This window comes from Streptomyces caatingaensis, from assembly GCF_001187435.1.
GTDB lineage: Bacteria > Actinomycetota > Actinomycetes > Streptomycetales > Streptomycetaceae > Streptomyces > Streptomyces caatingaensis.
Window position 1 is genome coordinate 651,412 of the sequence record NZ_LFXA01000004.1, and the last position, 13,653, is coordinate 665,064.

The following is a 13,653-nucleotide window of genomic DNA, read 5'->3' on the forward strand; positions in this document are numbered from 1 at the left end:
ATCCCTCTTTCCATGTGCGTGCGTCCGGCGGCCACGGATCCGGCCGCCCCGTACCGCCCAGGGTACGCCGGAGCCGGGGCGGGCCCGAGGGGATTTCCGCGTCCCGGAAGACCCCTCACGCGCCCCGGAAGCCGAGCGTGGGCTGGGCCCGGCGGAGCGGCCAGGGCCTGGTCACGCCGGGGAGCAGCCCGTCGAGGAAGGCGTAGCGGCGCAGGGCGTCCCGGGACTGGTCGTCGTAGGAGCGGGTGTGGTGCCACCAGGCGGCGATCTCCACCCAGCCCGGCGCGGAGAGCGAGCCGCCGAACTCCTGGACGGACAGGGCCGAGGTCAGGCAGGCGAAGGCCAGCCGGTCGGCCAGCGGCCAGCCGGCCAGGGTGCCGGTGACGAAGCCGGCGACGAAGACGTCCCCCGCGCCGGTGGGGTCGAGCGCCTCCACGACGATGGCCGGCACCTCGGCGGTCTCCCCGGTCCGTCCGTCGGCGGCGTAGGCGCCCTTCTCCCCCATGGTCACCACGGCCAGCGGCACCCGGTCGGCCAGCGCGCGGGCGGCGGCGCGCGGGCAGTCGGTGCGGGTGTAGCGCATGGCCTCCTCGGCGTTGGGCAGGAACGCCTCGCAGTGCTCCAGGTCGGCCAGGTCGGCCGGGTCCCAGCGGCCGGTGTCGTCCCAGCCGACGTCGGCGAAGACCCGGCTGCCGGCCCGCGCCGCGTTGCCGATCCACTCCTCCTGCCTGCCGGGGACGAGCAGCGCGACGGCCGCCTCGGCGCGCACCGGGCTGGCCGGCACGGGCGTCTCGGGCGGCGGCGCCTCGTGGCCGTGCGAGATCATCGTCCGCTCGCCCTCGTACGCCATGGAGACCGTCACCGGGGAGTGCCAGCCGGGCACGGTGCGCGACTGGCCGAGGTCGATGCCCTCGCCTCTGGAGAGCGCCTCCCAGCAGTACTCGCCGTACATGTCGTCGCCGAACGCGGCGGCGAGCGAGGTCCGCAGGCCCAACCGGGCCAGCGCCGTGGCCATGTTGGCGATGCCGCCGGGGCTCGACCCCATGCCCCGCGCCCAGGACTCGGTGCCGCGCACGGGCGCCGAGTCCAGGCCGGTGAAGATGATGTCGAGGAAGACGGTGCCGGTGAGGTAGACGTCGAACTCCGGTCCGCCCGGGGCGCGCAGACCCGCGAGGGGATCGAGGACCGGGGCACCTGCGGGGCGTTCGGAAGGAATCGTCATCTCGTCGCTACTCCTCTCGGGGGTGCGGTTCGGACAGTGTGCCCGATGCTGCGGTACGTTCCGGCCATGAGGCTGACGATTCTCGGCGGTGGCGGATTCCGGGTGCCCCTCGTGCACCGGGCCCTTCTCGACGACGCGCGGCGCGATGCGCCGGGCCGCGTCACCGAACTGGTGCTGTTCGACACGGACTCGATGCGCGCCAGAGTGATCACATCGGTGCTGACCGCGCAGGCGGACGGGGTGCCCGGCGCGCCCTCCGTCCGGGTGGCGCGCGATCTCGACGAGGCGCTGCGGGGCGCCGACTTCGTCTTCTCCGCCATCCGTGTGGGCGGTACGGCGGGGCGGGTGCGCGACGAGCGCATCGCGTTGGACGAAGGGGTGTTGGGGCAGGAGACCGTCGGCGCCGGCGGGGTCCTGTACGGGCTGCGCACCCTTCCCGTGGCCCTGGACATCGCGCGGCGGGTGGCGGAGAACGCGCCGGACGCGTGGGTCATCAACTTCACCAATCCGGCGGGGATGGTGACCGAGGCGATGGCCTCGGTGCTGGGCGAGCGGGTGATCGGCATCTGCGACTCGCCGGTCGGTCTGGTCAGGCGCGCCGCGCGGGCGGCGGGGGCCGATCCGGACCGGGTCGAGTACGACTACGTGGGGCTCAACCACCTCGGCTGGCTGCGGTCGTTGACACTGGACGGACGTGAGTTGCTGCCGGGGCTGCTGGAGAACCCCGAGGCGCTGGCGTCGTTCGAGGAGGGCAAGCTCTTCGGCTCCGCCTGGCTGCGGGCGCTGGGCGCCCTGCCGAACGAGTACCTCCACTACTACTACTTCCGCCGTGAAACCCTGAGCGCGGTACGGGAGTCGGCGCAGACGCGGGGCGAGTTCCTCGACCGCCAGCAGGCCGACTTCTTCCGCCGGGCGGCGGCCGCGTCCTCGCCCGCCGCGGCCTACGACCTGTGGCGGCGCACCCGGCTGGAGCGCGAGGAGACGTACGGGGCCGACAGCCGTGCGGCGAGCGGGGGTTGGCGGCGCGACTCCTGCGACCTGGAGGGCGGCGGCTACGAGCGGGTGGCGCTCGCGCTGATGCGGGGGGTGGCGGGGGACGAGCGCTCCCGGCTGATCCTCGACGTCCGCAACGAGGGCACCGTTCCGGAGCTCGACCGGGAGGCGGTCATCGAGACCGTCTGCGAGGTGAGCGCCAAGGGCGCCCGGCCGCTGCCGTGCGCCCCCCTGCGTGAGGACCAGCTCGGGCTGATGTTCCAGGTCAAGGCGGTGGAGCGGGGTGTGATCGACGCGGCGGCCGGACGGGATCCGCGGGCCGCGCTGCGGGCGCTGGCCCTGCACCCGCTGGTGGACTCGCCGGCGGTGGCGGCCCGGATCCTGGAGCGGGCGGAGGTGTAGCCCGTCCTGTAGCCCGTCCGGGGCAGGTGTGGCGGGCGTGACGGGAGTGACATTGACCGGGTGCGGCGCGAGGCCCTAGCTTCGCGCTGCACCTTTTATGCCCTCCGCAGGAGTCACCCGTGCCACTCTCGTCCAAGCGTGCCCGTCTCGCCGCCACCGTCGCCGCCGTCGCCGTCGGGGCCGGTCTCTACACGGCGGGCGCGGCCACCGCCGACCGCTCGGTCCCCCGGACGGACAAGGAGATCCCCAACCTCTCCCTCGTCCAGGAGAAGATCAAGGCGTACTACGGCGACACCGTGGACAAGAACGGCGAGCACTGGGCGTCGCCGGACAGCGCCTACGCGCGGCAGGTCGCCGGCATCGAGAAGCGCGCCAAGGCGCACCTGGAGGACGTCCTCGCGCGGGGCACCGCCAAGGGCGGGAAGCCGGCCATCGTCCTCGACCTGGACGACACCACCCTGCTCACCTACAACTATGAGCTGAAGCAGGGCTTCCACTTCACTCCGGAGTCGCAGGACGCGTACCTGAAGTCCACCGACACCAAGCCGGTGTTCGGCATGCCGAAGCTGGTCAACTGGGCCAAGTCCCGGGGCATCGAGGTCTTCTACGTGACCGGGCGCGACGAGCACCAGCGCGACTGGAGCGTCCGCAACCTCAAGAACGTCGGCTACAAGCCGGCCGCCGACACGGCCCACTTCTTCCTCAAGAACAAGAAGAACCCGCCGGCCTACCTGCCCTGCGGCGCGACGTGCACCACCACCGAGTACAAGTCGGGCACGCGCAAGCACATCGAGGCGCGGGGCTACCGCATCGTCGCCAACTTCGGCGACCAGTGGAGCGACCTGAACGGCGGCCACTCCGGCCGCGCGTTCAAGATGCCGAACCCGATGTACTACCTGCCCTGATCCCGTTTCGGGACGGGAACGCGCATCAGGTCCCGGGCGATGGTGAGTTCGCCCTCGTACCCGGCCGCCCGGGCCTGCCGCTCGAAGACGGACGCGTCGTGGTAGCGCTGCGAGAAGTGCGTCAGCACCAGGTGCCGCACCCCCGCCTCGCGCGCCACGCGCGCCGCCTGGCCGGCCGTCAGGTGCCCGTGCTCCTTGGCGAGCCCCTCGTCCTCGTCGGTGAAGGTCGACTCGATGACGAGCATGTCGCAGCCCTCGGCGAGGGCGTGCACGCCGTCGCACAGCCGGGTGTCCATCACGAACGCGAACCGCTGTCCGCGCCGCAGCTCGCTGACGTCCTCCAGGGACACCCCGCCGAGCGCGCCCTCCCGCTGGATCCGCCCCACGTCAGGGCCGGCGATCCCATGCTCCGCCAGCCTCTCCGGCAGCATGCGCCGCCCGTCGGGCTCGACGAGCCGGTAGCCGTACGACTCGACGGGGTGCGAGAGCCGCCGCGCGTCCAGCGTGTACGCCGGGCCGTCCACCAGCCGCATCGCGACGCCGGACACGGGCTCCTCCACGAGCTCCACCGTCTCCCGGTACGCCGTCGCGTACCGCAGCCGGTCGAAGAACCGCCGGCCGCCGGCCGGGTAGTGCGCGGTGACGGTGTGCGGCACGCGGTCGAGATTGATCCGCTGGATCACCCCGGCGAGCCCCAGCGAGTGATCGCCGTGAAAGTGCGTCACACAGATCCGGTTCAGGTCGTGCGCGGCGACGCCGGCCCGCAGCATCTGCCGCTGCGTCCCCTCCCCGGGATCGAACATGATCCCCTCGCCGTCCCACAGCAGGACGTACCCGTTGTGGTTGCGGTGCCGCGTGGGGACCTGGCTGGCGGTCCCCAGCACGACGAATTCACGTACGGACACGGTTCCGCGCTTTCTAGCCGGGAGGCCAGTTGAACCCGCGCCCGCCGAGCAGGTGCGCGTGCGCGTGGAAGACGGTCTGCCCGGCGCCGCTGCCGGTGTTGAAGACGATCCGGTACCCCGACCCCGTCACATCCTCCTCCGCGGCCACCTCGCCCGCCACCCGCAGTATCTCGGCGGCCGCCCCCGGCTCCCCGGCGGCGAGCGACGCCGCGTCCGGGTAGTGCACCTTGGGGATCACCAGCACATGCGTGGGCGCCTGGGGGTTGATGTCCCGGAACGCGACCGCGCTCTCCGTCTCCCGCACGATCGTCGCGGGCACCTCCTTCGCCACGATCTTGCAGAACAGGCAGTCGGCCTGCGGTTCTCCCGCCACCGGCGCACTCCTTCCGGGTCGTCCGCTCGTACGGACCGGATGTTACCGGGCGGTGCCGACAGGGCCCGTTCCGGACCGCCGCGCGAGCGCGTCCGCCGCGGCCCTGGCGAAGGCGTCCGGGTTGTCGAGCATGATGTTGTGCCCGCAGTCCGGCACGGCGACGACGTCCACCCCGGCGGCCGAGAGCGCGTCCGCACCGGGCAGCGGGCCGTCGGCCGCGGGCACCAGGAAGGTCCGCGGAACGTCCAGCTCCATCAGCACCCCCCGGACCGCCCCCTTCGCAAGATGAACGGCACTGCGGTGCAGAGCCTCCCGCCCCGCGAGCCGCATCGTGGCCCACCAGTGCGCCCCGGCCCGCTCGCGCACCTCGCGCCAGCCACCCGCGAGGAATTCCTCCTCGGAGTACGCGGCGATCCCTCCACTGCCGGCGGCACCGGCCCGCACCTCCACCGGGTCGAGGTTGGCATCGACAAGCACCAGCCGCGCCACGAGCCCCGGATGCCGCGCGGCGAGCATGACGGCGATCGCCCCGCCCATGCTGTGCGCGACCACCTCCGCGCCACGCACACCTTCGGCGACCAACGCCGAGGCGACGGCGTCGGCATGCCCCTCCAGCGTGTACCCGAACTCCACCGGCCGGTCACTGATCCCGTGCCCGAGCAGATCGAGCAACAGCGAACGATGCCCGCCGAGCAACGGATGCGCCGCAACTCCCGCGAAGTACGCGGGCGAAGACGCCCCCAGCCCATGCAGATAGACCCGCACCGGCTCCCGCCCGGGCAACTCGACCCACCGAATCCGATCCCCCGCGTTCGTGACGACGGCACTCCGCATGCCCGACTCCCCCCAACTTCAAGATCGCTGAAGGAGCGAGCGTAACTGGGGGATCAAGCGGGCTCCGCACAGTGGAGTTGCCGACGCGCCGGTCACGCCGGACCGCTGCCCGACGACGCATGGCAACTGCCTTCCGTCGGTCGCTCGGTGGGCCACAAGGGTGGTGCCCGACGGATGGGCGACCTCCCCGGCAACCTTGATTCGTCACCCTGCAACCTTCATGTCCGATGGCCGGCTTGAACTGCGCGACAACCGGGCAGTGGACTCTACCTGCTCCCGAACTCGATCAGGTCCTCAACGGCTCGCCCGGAGCCAGGAATTGAAGTCCTCGAATCGTGCTCTCTGCTCCCGGCCGGCATTGTCAAAGTCATGGATCACCACCGCACCGCCGTGATCCACATCCCGGCAAGCGACATCGTCATGATCCTGCCGACGCGCGAAAGGAAGCAACTTCCTGTCGGGATAACGCTCCCGCAGTCCCCTTGTTCTCCGTCGCAGCAGATCACCATCGAAGATCCACCACGGTTCGAGGTTGGTCAGGCCGAGCTCCACCACGCGAATGAATTCGTCCGGGTACTCGAACCCCTCGGGAAGGTCGTCGATCGCCAGAAGGCCGGATTTCCCAGTTTCCATCCCAGGAAGTGTACGGTGACCCCGTGGGCCACTGATCACGGAACTTACCTGACTGCTTTCCCATACGGAGCTTGACTGCCCCCGGGAGAGACGCCGCCTTCTGGGCCCGCGACCAGAACGACGATGCCGGGGGGCGATCAGCCGGTGGAGTGGTCGCGCCAGGTCCGGTGCAGGTCTCCCGGCAGTTCACCCGGCTCGCAGAACAGCAGCACTTTGAACGGCACACCGGTCCTTCCGGGCTTCGCCCGGGAGTTGGCCCACGCCTCTGCCGCCCCCTCCAACGCCCGGACGAACAAATGCAGTTCCTCCACTGCCCCGGAGAGCAGGGCACCCGCGTTGTCGATCACCACCATGTACCGGTCGGCCGGCAACCAATTGAGATCGCGCAGACAATCCAGCAGGGCTGACCAGTTCCAGCCGAAGTAGTCAGGGAATCTGAACTTTTCCCAAAATTGCCCGAACACCCCGTCCGGATCCGTCATATCGCATGCGTCCATGCGCGCCACATGGGTCATCCCCGTCGCGGGGAGGGCAGCCGCCACCGTCATGGATTCCGTCCTCGGGAAGACGTTCAGCCATGGCCCGTCAAGGCCCCACAGCCCGTCATCGCCGATCGGTGGCGGCTCTCCGGAGGGCACCGAGAAGAAGCTGACCACCGGCCCGTCATCCGTATCGGTCGCTACGACTTCGAAAGCGCGACGCGGATAGGCGGCGGAGAGCGCGGCTCTCCAGGACCGCTCCACCGTCCGGGCCACTTCGTGCAGCGCGGCATTGTCGTCGGCGCCGTCGCCGCAGTCGATGACGTCGCGCAGCACAAGTCTGTTCAGCGTCGCCTCAATACGGTGCGTGTCTCCCCCGAGGCAGCGATACCACTCGTCGAACCCTTCACGGTCGTACACACGCCCCCAGACGACACAGCCTCGGTCGAGGACGAACCGCGGCCACAACGCGCGGCCGAGGGCGAGCCATTGCCCCAGGGTGCAATGGCGGGTGAGGAAGTGCACGTGGTCGGGTGCCCCCCGAAGCCCTGCCGCCCATCTCTGGATTTCCGGATACTCCTCAGGATCCACGACGCTCCCCACACGTACGTACAGCGGTCAGCCAGCGGGCACCGAGCCGCACCGCGCCACCGCCCCGTCCGGCCCAGCAGCGTTCTCCGAGCACCCTGACGGCAATTGTATCGAGGTCGCTCCATCCGGGGCATATCTCGCGATACGAGAGAGCGACGAACCGGGCATAACCGTCGGAACGACGGCAGCCGGACTGGGCATGCTCCTTGCGAGCGTCAAGGCCGGTGCGTTCGGAAGTGGCATGCAGTCACTGCCGCATTGACGGCCCCTTCACGTTGTCCCAAGTGGGCGAAGCATCACTGCGCGTAACCCGGTTCGGGGCATAGCTCCATAGGGTTGTGTAAATACAACGCGTTTTATCCAGCTGGCCGTTGTCGCGACGGTTGCGCCAACGCAGTTCAGCTGCCGACCAGTTGCCACCATGGAAACGCCCCGGCGGTGTTAGTGGCCCCCCCGGGGCCGGCCAACGCCAGCCAGGAGCGTCAGCATGCCCCGCCGTAGCGGGTTCTCCCTGCGAAGAACATTCACCCTCCTGCTCAACCGACTCATTTCGATCCCCGACGCCGCGCGCCCGCGCCCGTACGCACGCGCCGGAGCGCATCCCAAGCCATGCCTGCACCGCGCACTACCTCCGGCCTCGGCCTCCTCATCCGTGATGCGGCCCCACCGCCCCTGCCCCCCGGAGGAGCCCGGCTCACCGCCGAACTCCCACCCGCAGCAGCCCGAACCCTCCACCGGCAGTTCCGCCTTCCCCGACTACCCCATGCCCCTCATCCGCCCGCGCCCCCAGCCCCAGTCCCGCTCCCTCACCCCCGAACAGCAACAGCGCCGCGCCACCCTCGCTCTCGCCCTGATCGGCATCGATATCGGCCCGTCCGTCATCCACGGCCACCGCTTCGGCTCACGATCAGCCGGAAACATCAACCCCAACAACCCCGAATGGCGACCCGCTGACAAGAGACGGCACCCCGCCCCGTACATCCCTCCGCAACAAGGTCTCCGCGTCAGCCGTGTCCCCTGCAAGCCCGTCAGTGACCGGCTGCCGCGCTCCGCACGACAGGCCACAGGTCAATTGCCGTATGAAGAGGTGGAACTCGCAGGAATCCGATAGGCATCTGCAACGTCTTCGTCGAAGATGGCCACCAAGGAATCGGGCATATAAGTAATTTCCGAGCCCTCCGACTCTCCGAGTGCGATCACCACACTGGATCCGTTGGAAAAATCCATACGGAAGGCCCATGGCATGTCGGAACACCCCTCATTCGGCACGTGCCAGGCCGGAGTCACGCTGACGATCGAGCGACCCAGGAGCCCTACCCACTCCATACGTTCGCCGACCGCGACCATGTCCCCTGACGGACCAGCATTGGGCGCATCACGGCCACTCAGTTCAATCGCCAGACCTTCATTGGCCCCATCCATGGCCCACGAAAGGGTAACAACGCTGTTAGCCAGCACCAGTTGCACAGCCATGTCGACCTCATGGACACGATCGACCCTGTACCCTTCCGGCCAGTCCTCTCCGTTCAGTACGAAATACCTGACCGAAACCAAGGGCTCCCCGGATACCTCCGCCACCACCTCCGCGAGCTCAGCTTCGACCTGTGCACGGCCGATCCACGGCTGGATTACCCTCATCACTAATACCGCCCAAAGTACTGGAATACGCCATTGGAGTCGAACGTGGCGCCGTAGCCTCGCCCGCCGCCAGGATCTGGCATGACAAACCGAGTGCCGCCGGCAAAGTTACCCGACGTCACTGGAACCTGTACAACCTTCGGGTTTGTCAGAATGTCATCGAGAAGGTCCTGCCCGGCGGAGTCCAACCGCTTCCCTGGAACAACTTCCAAGTCACCGCGATTCATGTGCTTCTGATACTCACGGCCTGCCCGGGTCAGCTTCCCCTTGTCCGGCCGTTGGCCACTCCTCGAGAGGTCATCCAGGCTCGGGCACGGCGCAAGGCCGAGAGGATCGGACCAGGTGTGCGGGTTACTGACGTAGGCATGGTGGTTCGGAGCGGGCTCAAGGCCAAGGGGATCCGGCGAGAGGTAGCTCGCGACCTCCGGATCATAAAACCTGAAACAGTTGTAATTGATCCCGGTCTCGGCGTCATGGTATTGCCCTGGAAACCGGATCGGGCAGTCGACCTCTTCTTCCCCTGACCCTGGAAGTCTTGTGCCCCATAGTGAGACTCGACGTCGCCAGCCCAAGTCACCGTCGAATGAGATCAACTCTGTCGGACTGCCGACCAAGTCGGTCACAATACCGTAAAACTGGGGACAGTGGGACAGGCCGTCTGGAGAAAACCTCGAAACCAAAGACTCGGACTCGGAATACATCCGTTGCCGGTGTTCAATCTGAGCAACCGGGCGATGAGTTCCTGGCATGTAGTCCCAAGAACTCACCTTCTCTTTCGCGCCTACTCGTTCCGCAAGCCGGGTGCCATCCCAGGAGAAACAGGTCCCCTCCTCTGCCGATCCATCCTCGGAAATGCGGTGCTTGGATATCCGGCGACCGAGGGGATCATGGGGATCATACACATATTCCCAACACTCACCCTCCGCGGTCATCGCCTGCGTCAGACGGTCTTTCGTGTTCCACTCATATGTCCATACCCTGGTCTGCCCGTTGAGGAGTTTGCGCACCTTGCGTACGAGACGCCCCTGCGCATCATGCTCGTATGTCGTCCGCCCGGCGCGCCGAATAAGCGTTCCCTTGAATTCACGGTCGCCGGGTGACTGATGCTCCGGTGCAACAGCGTGGGTCAAGTTGCCCGCGGCATCGTAAGCGTAATTCTCCCTCCAACCGTAGGCGTTGACGGCGGCGATGCGGCCCGTTGGGGTGAGGTCGAAGTGCCGTGTTCCCGAGGTGAGCTCGCGAATCTCCGTGAGGTAGCCGTCCCTGCGGTAGGTGTAGGTGCGGTGCTGCAGGAGACGGTCGGCCTCCGGGTGGGTGCCCTGTCGCGTGATCGTCTGTGTTCTGAGGCGGTCCGTCGCGTCCCAAGTCTGGGTGAGAACAGCCGTGTCACCGAGGCGGCGTTCCGTCTCCCGGCCGCCGACGTCGTAGGTGAAGGCAAGACTGCCTGCATCGGTGTGGAGCTCTGCGGGCTGGCCCGCCGCGTCGTACGTCCAGGTGGATGTCAGACCCGAAGGGGTCGTGCGCTGGAGGCGGCGGCCCACAGCATCGTATGCATAGCGCATCGTCCGGCCGTTGACCGTCTCCGACAGCGGACGGCCCAAAGCATCGCGTTCGTAAATGACTTCGGCGTCCGTGTTGACCGCGCGGGTCAGGCGGCCCAGCGCGTCGTAGGCGAACGTCGTGACGTCACCCTCGTCCGTCCGCTGCTCGACGATCCGGCCCAAGGTGTCGCGGGTGAAGCGCACCGTCTCGCCCGCCCCGTTCGTGCGGGAGGCGAGGTCTCCCGCCGCGTCGTGGGTGTACGTCAGCGTGCGGCCGTTGAAGTCCGTCTCGGAGACCAGACGGCCGGCTTCGTCGTAGGCGTAGGTCCACGTCAGGCCCTGCGGGTTGGTGACGCCCGTCAATCGCAGCTCGGTGTCGTACGCGAAGGAGTACGTCGTCCCGTCGGGGTCGGTCCGGGACGCCGGGAGGTCGAAGTGCGTGGACGTGTACCGCGTCGTGTGGCCCGCCTGGTCGGTGTGGGAGACGAGGTTGCCCTCTCCGTCCCAGGTCCAGGTCTCGGCCGTACCGTCGGGGTATTCGCGGCGGGTCGGTCGGCCCTCCGTCGTCCAGGAGGTGCGTGTGGTGTGGCCCAGTGGGTCGGTCGCCTCGGTGACCCGGCCGAAGCTGTCGCGGCGGGCCTTCGTCTCGCGGCCCAGCGGGTCGGTGATCGAGAGCGGGAGACCGGCCGCGTTGCAAGTGATACGGCTGGTGTGGCCGAGAGCGTCCGTGACGGCCGTCAGGCGGCCCGCGCCGTCGTACTCGTAGTGGGTCTCCGCCCCGGCCGGGTCCGTGGTGGTGACGAGGTTGCCCGAGTCGTCGTACGTGTGCCGCCACACGGTGCCGTCCGGCTCGGTGATCCGGACCGGCTGGCACAGAGCGTTGTACTCGGCCGTGCGCGCGCTGCCGTCCGGCAACGTGATCTGCGTCAGGTCGCCGGACTCGTCGTAGGTGTAGCGCGTCGTGCGGCCCAGCGGGTCGGTGGTCGAGAGCCGCTTGTCGCCCCTCGCGTTCCACTCCGTCAGGGTGGTGTTGCCCAGGGGATCGGTTTCCTGGATCACCTGGCTGTTGACGTCGTAGCGGTAGGTGCTTCGACGTCCGAGTGAGTCTGTGAGAGTTGTCGTCCGGTTCTCGTCGTCGTAGGTGAGGGTGCCGGAGAGGAAGCCCTCGCTCCCCTCCGTCCGGACCACACGGCCGCGCGCGTCGTAGACGTAGCCGTACTCGCTGCCGTTGCGGTCGGTCCAGGAGGTGATGCGGTGCTCCGCGTCGTAGGTGAAGCGGAGTGGTTCACCACTGGAGTTGACGACCTCGGTGAGGTCTCCGGCGTCGTCGTAGACGTAGCGGATCAGTGTCGTGCCGCCGGTGGCCGTGCGGGGCGATTCGTACGCCGAGGGCGGCTCGTCCAGCAGTCGCAGTGCGGTGACGCGGGGGCCCTCGGTGTCGACCGCGAGGTAATAGCCGCCGGAGTGCTGGATCGCTGTCGGGATGCCGTGCAGGGTGCGGTGGATGTCGATGTGCGAGCCGTTGCGGTCCCGCACGCTGTCCAGCGGGAGTTGCACCGATCCGGGAACGCCGGCGGGTACGGGGTGAGCGAAGCTTTTCACCCATCCCGTCTCGGGGTCCGTGACGGTCATGACGCCGTCGGGGGTTCCGTCCCACGTCAGCGGCCGGCGCGGGCCCTTGAGAGGGAGGGCCGGCTCCCCGGGCTTCGGTACCGGGTAGCAGAGCCGCATTCCGTCGGCCGACACGAACACCGCGCCCTGGGCGTCGAGTTCGATGCGTTCGTCCAGCGTGGACGCCCAAGTGGGGCCGAACCAATGACCCACCCGGGACGAGGAGAGATGGGTGCGCTCGAAGACGAGCGGAAGGGTCCCGGGGAGCGTCACGTCCGTCTGCGGGAGCAGCATCGCCCCGGTCACGACGTCGATCGGGTCCTGCACGCACTTGAGATCCTTGGGGAGGCGGGCGGCAGCGGGCATCTCGATCAGGTTCGGGCGGGCTCCTTGTTTCAGCAGCCATTGCATGCTGCCCGGTTGGGTTCCCAACCTGAAGAGCTCTGTCGCTCCGCCCATCGCGCCGCCGAAGAGCATCCCGTCGTTGGCGGCCTGGGCCACCTCGCCGAGGCTCCAGCTCTTCTGCTCGCCCAGCGCGATCTTCACCGGCTGTGCCACGGCCCCGTCGATGGTCATCGCGGCGATGCCGCCGAAGACGGCGCCGGTCAGCATCCCGGCGGCGATGGAGGCGACCGCGGCCTCGACCTCGATGCCGAGTCCGGCAGCCATGCCGATGATCCCGGCGGCGACCTCGTCGGAAACACCTGCGGTGACGACCGTGAGCAGCACACCGCCCGCGATGGCGACCGCGTCGATGCCGATCTGGGTCCAGAGCTTCTCGATCGCCTTGTCGACTACGTCGGCGAACTTGTCCAGGGCCTCGGCCATATTCCGGGCGGCCTTGGCGATGTCGCTCAGCCATCCCCCCTCGCCGCCCTGGGCGTACCGTCCCCAGAACTCCTGGAAGGCGTCGATGGCCTTGCCCGTGTTGTGGTGGATGAGGGAGTTGGCCGCCTTGTCCGTGTCGGCCCGGACATCATCGACCGTGCCGGCGAACGTCCGCCAGGCATCGGCCGCGTGGCGCAGGGTCCCGGAGTTGGCGTCCGGCCACCACATGCCCATTTTGAGGAGGAGCGCCTTGGCGTCGTCCTCGATGCTCATCGGGCGTCCTTGGTGAAGATCCCGGCGATGGCCTTGTCGTTCGCCACGTGCCCGTCGGCCATCTCGACCATCGCCTGGTGGATGCTCACCAGGCCGAGGACGAGGATGCCGGTGGCCCGTTCGATCTCCTTCTGATTCGGGCCGTACTTGGCGGCGAACTGCTTGCCCGGCTTGTCGTCGCCCCACGGCTTGCCCAGCCCGTCCAGCGTGTTGACGAGCGTGGTCAACGCATCACTGAGCTTCTTGCCCTGCCGGCGGAACACCGGCGCCACGGCCTTGATGTCGGCCGTCTTGATGTCGAGCACCTTGTCGCTGCCGCTGCCGCCCATGCCCCGCCCCTCCACCGAATCGGCCATGCGGCGGTCAACACTAGGCAACCAGCGGTCACGACACGCCTGCAGACGGCAATCTCCTGGCAAAGCCCG

At 68.6% G+C, this 13,653-nt stretch carries 11 protein-coding genes; 2 read left to right on the forward strand and 9 right to left on the reverse strand.

Annotation, left to right across the window (positions count from 1 at the left end; all coding sequences use genetic code 11):
- Window positions 1-115: 115 nt before the first annotated feature.
- Complete coding sequence (locus tag AC230_RS10375; protein ID WP_049715777.1) at window positions 116-1,222, reverse strand: carbohydrate kinase family protein; 1,107 nt, start codon at window positions 1,220-1,222, stop codon at window positions 116-118.
- 66 nt (window positions 1,223-1,288) lie between these two features.
- On the opposite strand from AC230_RS10375, the gene AC230_RS10380 reads away from it, so the two are divergent.
- Together AC230_RS10380 and AC230_RS10385 are read left to right on the forward strand one after the other, a co-directional pair.
- Window positions 1,289-2,617 (forward strand): family 4 glycosyl hydrolase, encoded by a 1,329-nt coding sequence (locus tag AC230_RS10380; protein WP_049715890.1) that lies wholly within the window; start codon window positions 1,289-1,291, stop codon window positions 2,615-2,617.
- Window positions 2,618-2,736: 119 nt separating this feature from the next.
- Window positions 2,737-3,522 (forward strand): HAD family acid phosphatase, encoded by a 786-nt coding sequence (locus AC230_RS10385; protein WP_107082101.1) that lies wholly within the window; start codon window positions 2,737-2,739, stop codon window positions 3,520-3,522.
- Here the strand turns inward: AC230_RS10385 and AC230_RS10390 are convergent.
- From AC230_RS10390 to AC230_RS10425, 8 genes are all read right to left on the reverse strand, one after another.
- Window positions 3,510-4,427 carry a ribonuclease Z gene (locus tag AC230_RS10390; protein ID WP_049715779.1) on the reverse strand — a complete coding sequence of 306 codons (918 nt, stop codon included), beginning with the start codon at window positions 4,425-4,427 and terminating at the stop codon, window positions 3,510-3,512. The two genes, AC230_RS10385 and AC230_RS10390, sit on opposite strands and share 13 nt — an antisense overlap.
- Window positions 4,428-4,440: 13 nt before the next feature.
- Window positions 4,441-4,800 (reverse strand): histidine triad nucleotide-binding protein, encoded by a 360-nt coding sequence (locus AC230_RS10395; protein WP_049715780.1) that lies wholly within the window; start codon window positions 4,798-4,800, stop codon window positions 4,441-4,443.
- Window positions 4,801-4,842: 42 nt separating this feature from the next.
- A complete protein-coding gene (locus tag AC230_RS10400) occupies window positions 4,843-5,634 on the reverse strand; it encodes an alpha/beta fold hydrolase (RefSeq protein ID WP_049715781.1) in 792 nt (263 codons plus the stop codon).
- Between the two features lie 294 nt (window positions 5,635-5,928).
- Window positions 5,929-6,267 (reverse strand): hypothetical protein, encoded by a 339-nt coding sequence (locus tag AC230_RS10405; RefSeq protein WP_049715782.1) that lies wholly within the window; start codon window positions 6,265-6,267, stop codon window positions 5,929-5,931.
- A 137-nt stretch (window positions 6,268-6,404) separates the two neighbouring features.
- On the reverse strand, window positions 6,405-7,337 hold the full coding sequence (locus tag AC230_RS32965; RefSeq protein WP_053161106.1) for a barstar family protein: 933 nt from the start codon (window positions 7,335-7,337) through the stop codon (window positions 6,405-6,407).
- 1,068 nt (window positions 7,338-8,405) lie between these two features.
- Complete coding sequence (locus tag AC230_RS10415; protein ID WP_049715783.1) at window positions 8,406-8,975, reverse strand: hypothetical protein; 570 nt, start codon at window positions 8,973-8,975, stop codon at window positions 8,406-8,408.
- A gap of 2 nt (window positions 8,976-8,977) precedes the next feature.
- Window positions 8,978-13,228 (reverse strand): DUF6531 domain-containing protein, encoded by a 4,251-nt coding sequence (locus tag AC230_RS10420; RefSeq protein ID WP_053161109.1) that lies wholly within the window; start codon window positions 13,226-13,228, stop codon window positions 8,978-8,980.
- Entirely contained in the window at window positions 13,225-13,584 is a 360-nt protein-coding gene (locus tag AC230_RS10425) for a hypothetical protein (RefSeq protein ID WP_422125572.1), read from the reverse strand. The genes AC230_RS10420 and AC230_RS10425 overlap by 4 nt, the downstream gene beginning before the upstream one ends.
- Window positions 13,585-13,653: the final 69 nt, after the last annotated feature.

Excerpts from the sequence above, each read along its gene's own strand:
- AC230_RS10375 (WP_049715777.1), bottom strand. The coding sequence starts at position 1,222 with ATGACGATTCCTTCCGAACGCCCCGCAGGTGCCCCGGTCCTCGATCCC.
- AC230_RS10380 (WP_049715890.1), top strand. The coding sequence starts at position 1,289 with ATGAGGCTGACGATTCTCGGCGGTGGCGGATTCCGGGTGCCCCTCGTG.
- AC230_RS10400 (WP_049715781.1), bottom strand. The coding sequence starts at position 5,634 with ATGCGGAGTGCCGTCGTCACGAACGCGGGGGATCGGATTCGGTGGGTC.
- AC230_RS10405 (WP_049715782.1), bottom strand. The coding sequence starts at position 6,267 with ATGGAAACTGGGAAATCCGGCCTTCTGGCGATCGACGACCTTCCCGAG.
- AC230_RS10415 (WP_049715783.1), bottom strand. The coding sequence starts at position 8,975 with ATGAGGGTAATCCAGCCGTGGATCGGCCGTGCACAGGTCGAAGCTGAG.
- AC230_RS10420 (WP_053161109.1), bottom strand. The coding sequence starts at position 13,228 with ATGAGCATCGAGGACGACGCCAAGGCGCTCCTCCTCAAAATGGGCATG.
- AC230_RS10425 (WP_422125572.1), bottom strand. The coding sequence starts at position 13,584 with ATGGCCGATTCGGTGGAGGGGCGGGGCATGGGCGGCAGCGGCAGCGAC.